Raw genomic sequence first — 4,343 nt, 5'->3', positions numbered from 1 at the left:
TAGGCTGCGTCGTCGTGCGGGACGGCCGCGTGGTCGGCCGCGGCTGGACCCAGCCGGGCGGGCGGCCGCATGCCGAGACGGAAGCCCTGCGGCGCGCCGGCGAGCTGGCGCGCGGCGCGACCGCCTATGTCACGCTGGAGCCCTGCTCGCATTTCGGCCGCACGCCGCCCTGCTGCAACGCACTGATCGCGGCAGGCGTGGCGCGCGTCGTCTGCGCCATGCGCGACCCCGACCCCCGCGTGGACGGGCGCGGCTTCGCCATGCTGCGCGCGGCCGGGATCGCGGTGGAGGAAGGGCTGCTGGAGGCCGAGGCGCAGGCCCTCAATGCCGGCTTCGCCCGTCGCATCCGGGAGGGGCTGCCGGTCGTCACCCTGAAGCTCGCCACGACGCTGGACGGGCGCATCGCGACGAAGTCCAACGAGAGCAAGTGGATCACCGGTCCCGCGGCGCGGCGGGAGGCGCATGCGCTGCGCGCCCGGCACGACGCCATCCTGGTGGGCTCCGGCACCGTCATCGACGACGACCCGGACCTGACCTGCCGCCTGCCCGGGGCGGCGCCGACGCCGATCCTGCGGGTCGTGGCCGATGCCCGGCTGCGCGCGCCGGTCACGGCACGGCTGTTCGCCACCGCCGCCATCCATCCGACCCTGCTGGCGACCGCGCCCGGCCACCCCCCCGCGGCGCTCGCTCCCTACCAGGCAGCCGGGGCGGAGGTGGTGACGGTGCCGCGCGGGGAGGGGGGGCTGGCGTTCCGGCCCCTGCTGGCCCGCCTCGCCCAGCGCGGCGTGACGCGGCTGCTGGCGGAGGGCGGCGCCGGGATCGCGGCTGCCCTGCTGCGGGAAGGGCTGGTGGACCGGCTCGCCTGGTTCCATGCCCCGGCCGTGATGGGCGGGGACGGCATCCCGGCCGCCTACCCCCTGCCGGTTGAGGCCCTGGCCGCCATGCCCAGATTCCGCCGCGTCGCCAGCCGCCCCCTCGGGGACGACTGGCTCACCGAGTTCGAGAGGACCTGACCGTCATGTTCACCGGCATCGTCACCGACCTCGGCACGGTGCGGGAGGTGCAGCCGATCGGCGGGGGGCACGACCACCGCCTGGTCATCGGCACCTCTCCGGCCTTCCTGGCCACCCCCGCGCCCGTGGTGCTCGGCGCCTCCATCGCCTGTTCGGGGGTGTGCCTGACGGCGCTGGAGCTGGGCGGCGACTGGTTCGCGGTGGAAGCCTCGGCCGAGACGCTGTCGAAGACCACGCTGGGCGGCTGGAAGCCGGGGACTCGGGTGAACCTGGAACGGTCGCTTCGGGTCGGCGACGAGCTGGGCGGGCACCTGGTGGCCGGCCATGTGGACGGCACGGGGGAGGTGGTGTCGGCGACACCCGAGAACGGCTCCGTCCGCTGGCGCTTCCGGGCGCCGGCCGAGCTCGCGGCCTTCATTGCGCCGAAGGGCTCCATCGCCATCGACGGGGTGTCGCTGACGGTGAACGAGGTTGACCGGGAGACCTTCGGGGTCAACATCATCCCCCACACCGCCACGGTGACCACCTTCGGCACGCTGCAGCCGGGCAGCCGCGTGAACCTCGAGATCGACATGATGGCGCGCTATGTCGCGCGGCTGCGGGAGTACCAGCGGTGAACGTCGAGACGACGCGGACGAGCTTCGCCGAATTCCTCTCGCCCGCCGAGGAGCTGCTCGACGAAGCACGGCGCGGCCGGATGTTCGTCCTGGTGGACGACGAGGATCGCGAGAACGAGGGCGACCTGGTCATCCCCGCTCAGTTCGCGACGCCGGACGCGATCAACTTCATGGCCCGCCACGCGCGCGGGTTGATTTGCCTGGCGATGACGCGCAGCCGCGTGGAGCAGCTCGGACTGCCGCTGATGGCGCAGTCCAACGGCACGCGGCACCAGACCGCCTTCACCGTCTCGATCGAGGCTCGGGACGGGGTGACGACGGGCATCTCCGCGGCCGACCGGTCGCGCACCGTGGCGGTCGCGATCAACCCGGAGCTGGGACGCGAGCATATCGTCACGCCCGGCCACGTCTTCCCGCTGGTGGCGCGCGACGGCGGCGTGCTGGTGCGGGCGGGGCACACCGAAGCGGCGGTGGATTTCGCGCGGCTGGCCGGGCTGAACCCGGCCGGCGTGATCTGCGAGATCATGAACGACGACGGCACCATGGCGCGGATGCCCGACCTCGTCGCCTTCGCGCAGCATCACGGGCTGAAGCTCGGCACCATCGCCGACCTGATCGCGCATCGCCGCCGGACCGAGCGCCTGGTGCGGCGCGTCGAGGAAGGCGTGGTGGACGGCATCGGCGGGTCCTGGCGCGTCGTGGTCTATGCCTCCACCCTGGACCAGGGCGAGCACCTGGCGCTGGTGAAGGGCGACCTGGCGCGGCCGGAGCCGACGCTGGTGCGGATGCACGCGGCCTCCATGCTGCAGGACCTGGTGGCCGGGCGGGCGGAGCACGAGTTGCACAACGCGATGGAGGCGATCGCGCAGGAGGGGCGCGGCGTGGTGGTGCTGCTGCGCGACTGGCGTGCGGATGGCCTCTCCCAGGCGATCCGGGCGCGGCGGGACCGGCGCGCGGCAGCGCCGGAACTGCGGGACTACGGTATCGGGGCGCAGATCCTGGCGGATCTGGGCTTGCGCGAGATCGTCCGCCTGTCCGACAACCCGCGCCCCGTGGTGGGGTTGGAAGGCTACGGGCTGACCGTCGTGGAGACGCGGCCCATCCCGAAGGAAACGACGTGAGCACGAAGGATTCGCCGGAGCGCGCGGTTTCGCGGCTGGAGGGCCCGCCCGCGCGGCTGCTGGTCATCCAGGCGCCCTACTACGCCGAGGTGGTGGGCGGCATGCGGCGCGGCGCGGCCGCCGTGCTGGAGCAGGCGGGCGCGACGGTGGAGACGGTGGACGTCGCCGGCGCCTACGAGCTGCCGGCGGCGCTGCGCATGGCGCTGAAGCGAGGCGGCTGGGACGGGTTCCTGCTGCTGGGCTGCGTGGTGCGCGGCGAGACCGACCACTACACCTTCATCTGCGACGCGGTGTGCCAGGGCGTGATGGCGATCTCGGCGGAGACCGGCGTGCCGCTCGGCTTCGGGCTGCTGACGGTGGACACGCTGGACCAGGCCATCGCGCGATCCCGCGACGACCGGATGAACAAGGGCGCGGAGGCGGCGCATGCGCTGCTGGGCCAGCTGGTCCTGGCGCGGCGGTGGTCGGCATGAGCGCGCGCAGGCCGGGCCCGGGCCGCCCGCGCACCGGGGCGCGCGTCGCCGCGGTGCAGGCGCTGTTCCAGTCCGAGCAGGCCGGCGAGAACCCGGAAGCGGTGATCGAGCAGTTCGTGCGCCATCGCCTGGGCCCGAACGAGGCCGAGGAGAGCTTCGCCGAGGGCCGGGTGCCGGAAGCCGACGTGAAGCTCTTCGCGAAGCTGGTGCGAGGCGCCGCCCGCGACATCGAGCGGATCGACGCCGCCCTTGGCGCGGTGCTGGCCAAGGACTGGCCGCTGGAGAAGCTGGACCCCGTGCTGCGCGCCCTGCTGCGCGCCGCCGCGGCGGAGCTGATGCAGCCGCATGATCCGCCCATGCGCGTGGTCATCAACGAGTATCTCGACATCGCGCACGGCTTCTTCGCCGGCGACGAGCCGAAATTCGCCAATGGCGTGCTGGAGGCCCTGGCGCGGACCTTCCGGGCGGATGAGTTCGTCAGGGGGTGATCCCGGCCGCCCTTCGGCGGAGGGCGGAGCCATGACCGCCGCTGACCTGCCGCCCGAATTCTCGCTGATCGCCCGGCACTTCCGCCCGCTGGCCGGTCCCGGGGCGCTGGACCTCGGCGACGATGCGGCGCTGCTCGATCCGCCGGCCGGCCGGCAGCTCGTGCTGGCGGCGGATGCGATGGTGGCGGGGGTGCATTTCCTGCCCGACGACCCGCCGGACACCATCGGCCGCAAGCTGCTGCGGGTGAACCTCTCGGACCTCGCGGCCATGGGCGCCGCGCCGCTCGGCTACCTGATGACCTGCGCCTTCCCGCAGGGCACGTCCGATGCCTGGATCGCGGAGTTCGTGGCCGGGCTGGCGGCCGACCAGAAGGAGTTCGGGCTCTCGGTGCTGGGGGGCGACACCGTCTCCACGCCGGGGCCCGCCAGCTTCTCGCTGACCATCCTCGGCACCGTCGAACCCGGGCGGGCGCTGCGGCGGGCCGGGGCGAGGCCGGGTGACGAGGTCTGGGTCTCCGGCACCATCGGCGACGGCGCGCTCGGGCTGCTGGCGCTGACCGGGCGGCTGCCGCCCGACCCGCACCTGGCGGACCGCTACCGGCTGCCGCGGCCGCGGCTGGCGCTGGGGCAG

At 73.9% G+C, this 4,343-nt stretch carries 6 protein-coding genes; all 6 read left to right on the top strand.

The annotated features are described in order from the left end of the window. Positions 1–1,013, top strand: a 1,013-nt coding sequence (ribD, locus tag OZN99_RS26465) for a bifunctional diaminohydroxyphosphoribosylaminopyrimidine deaminase/5-amino-6-(5-phosphoribosylamino)uracil reductase RibD (protein WP_270938226.1), incomplete at its 5' end; no start/stop codon positions are given. A 5-nt stretch (positions 1,014–1,018) separates the two neighbouring features. After that, positions 1,019–1,630, top strand: a complete 612-nt coding sequence (locus OZN99_RS26460) for a riboflavin synthase (protein ID WP_270938225.1) — start codon at positions 1,019–1,021, stop codon at positions 1,628–1,630. Further along, positions 1,627–2,751, top strand: coding sequence for a 3,4-dihydroxy-2-butanone-4-phosphate synthase (ribB, locus tag OZN99_RS26455; RefSeq protein ID WP_270938224.1), 1,125 nt, complete (start codon positions 1,627–1,629; stop codon positions 2,749–2,751). The genes OZN99_RS26460 and ribB overlap by 4 nt, the downstream gene beginning before the upstream one ends. Further along, a complete protein-coding gene (gene ribH / locus OZN99_RS26450; RefSeq protein ID WP_270938223.1) occupies positions 2,748–3,224 on the top strand; it encodes a 6,7-dimethyl-8-ribityllumazine synthase in 477 nt (158 codons plus the stop codon). Before ribB ends, ribH begins: the two co-directional genes overlap by 4 nt. Further along, complete coding sequence (nusB, locus tag OZN99_RS26445; RefSeq protein ID WP_270938222.1) at positions 3,221–3,712, top strand: transcription antitermination factor NusB; 492 nt, start codon at positions 3,221–3,223, stop codon at positions 3,710–3,712. Before ribH ends, nusB begins: the two co-directional genes overlap by 4 nt. A 31-nt stretch (positions 3,713–3,743) precedes the next feature. After that, positions 3,744–4,343: thiamine-phosphate kinase (gene thiL, locus OZN99_RS26440; protein WP_270938221.1), on the top strand; the 600-nt coding region annotated here is incomplete at its 3' end.

Origin of the sequence: Falsiroseomonas oryzae (genome assembly GCF_027856955.1) — a bacterium.
Classification (GTDB): domain Bacteria; phylum Pseudomonadota; class Alphaproteobacteria; order Acetobacterales; family Acetobacteraceae; genus Falsiroseomonas; species Falsiroseomonas oryzae.
This window is presented reverse-complemented; position numbering and strand designations above follow the sequence as displayed.

Excerpts from the sequence above, each read along its gene's own strand:
- OZN99_RS26460 (WP_270938225.1), top strand. The coding sequence starts at position 1,019 with ATGTTCACCGGCATCGTCACCGACCTCGGCACGGTGCGGGAGGTGCAG.
- nusB (WP_270938222.1), top strand. The coding sequence starts at position 3,221 with ATGAGCGCGCGCAGGCCGGGCCCGGGCCGCCCGCGCACCGGGGCGCGC.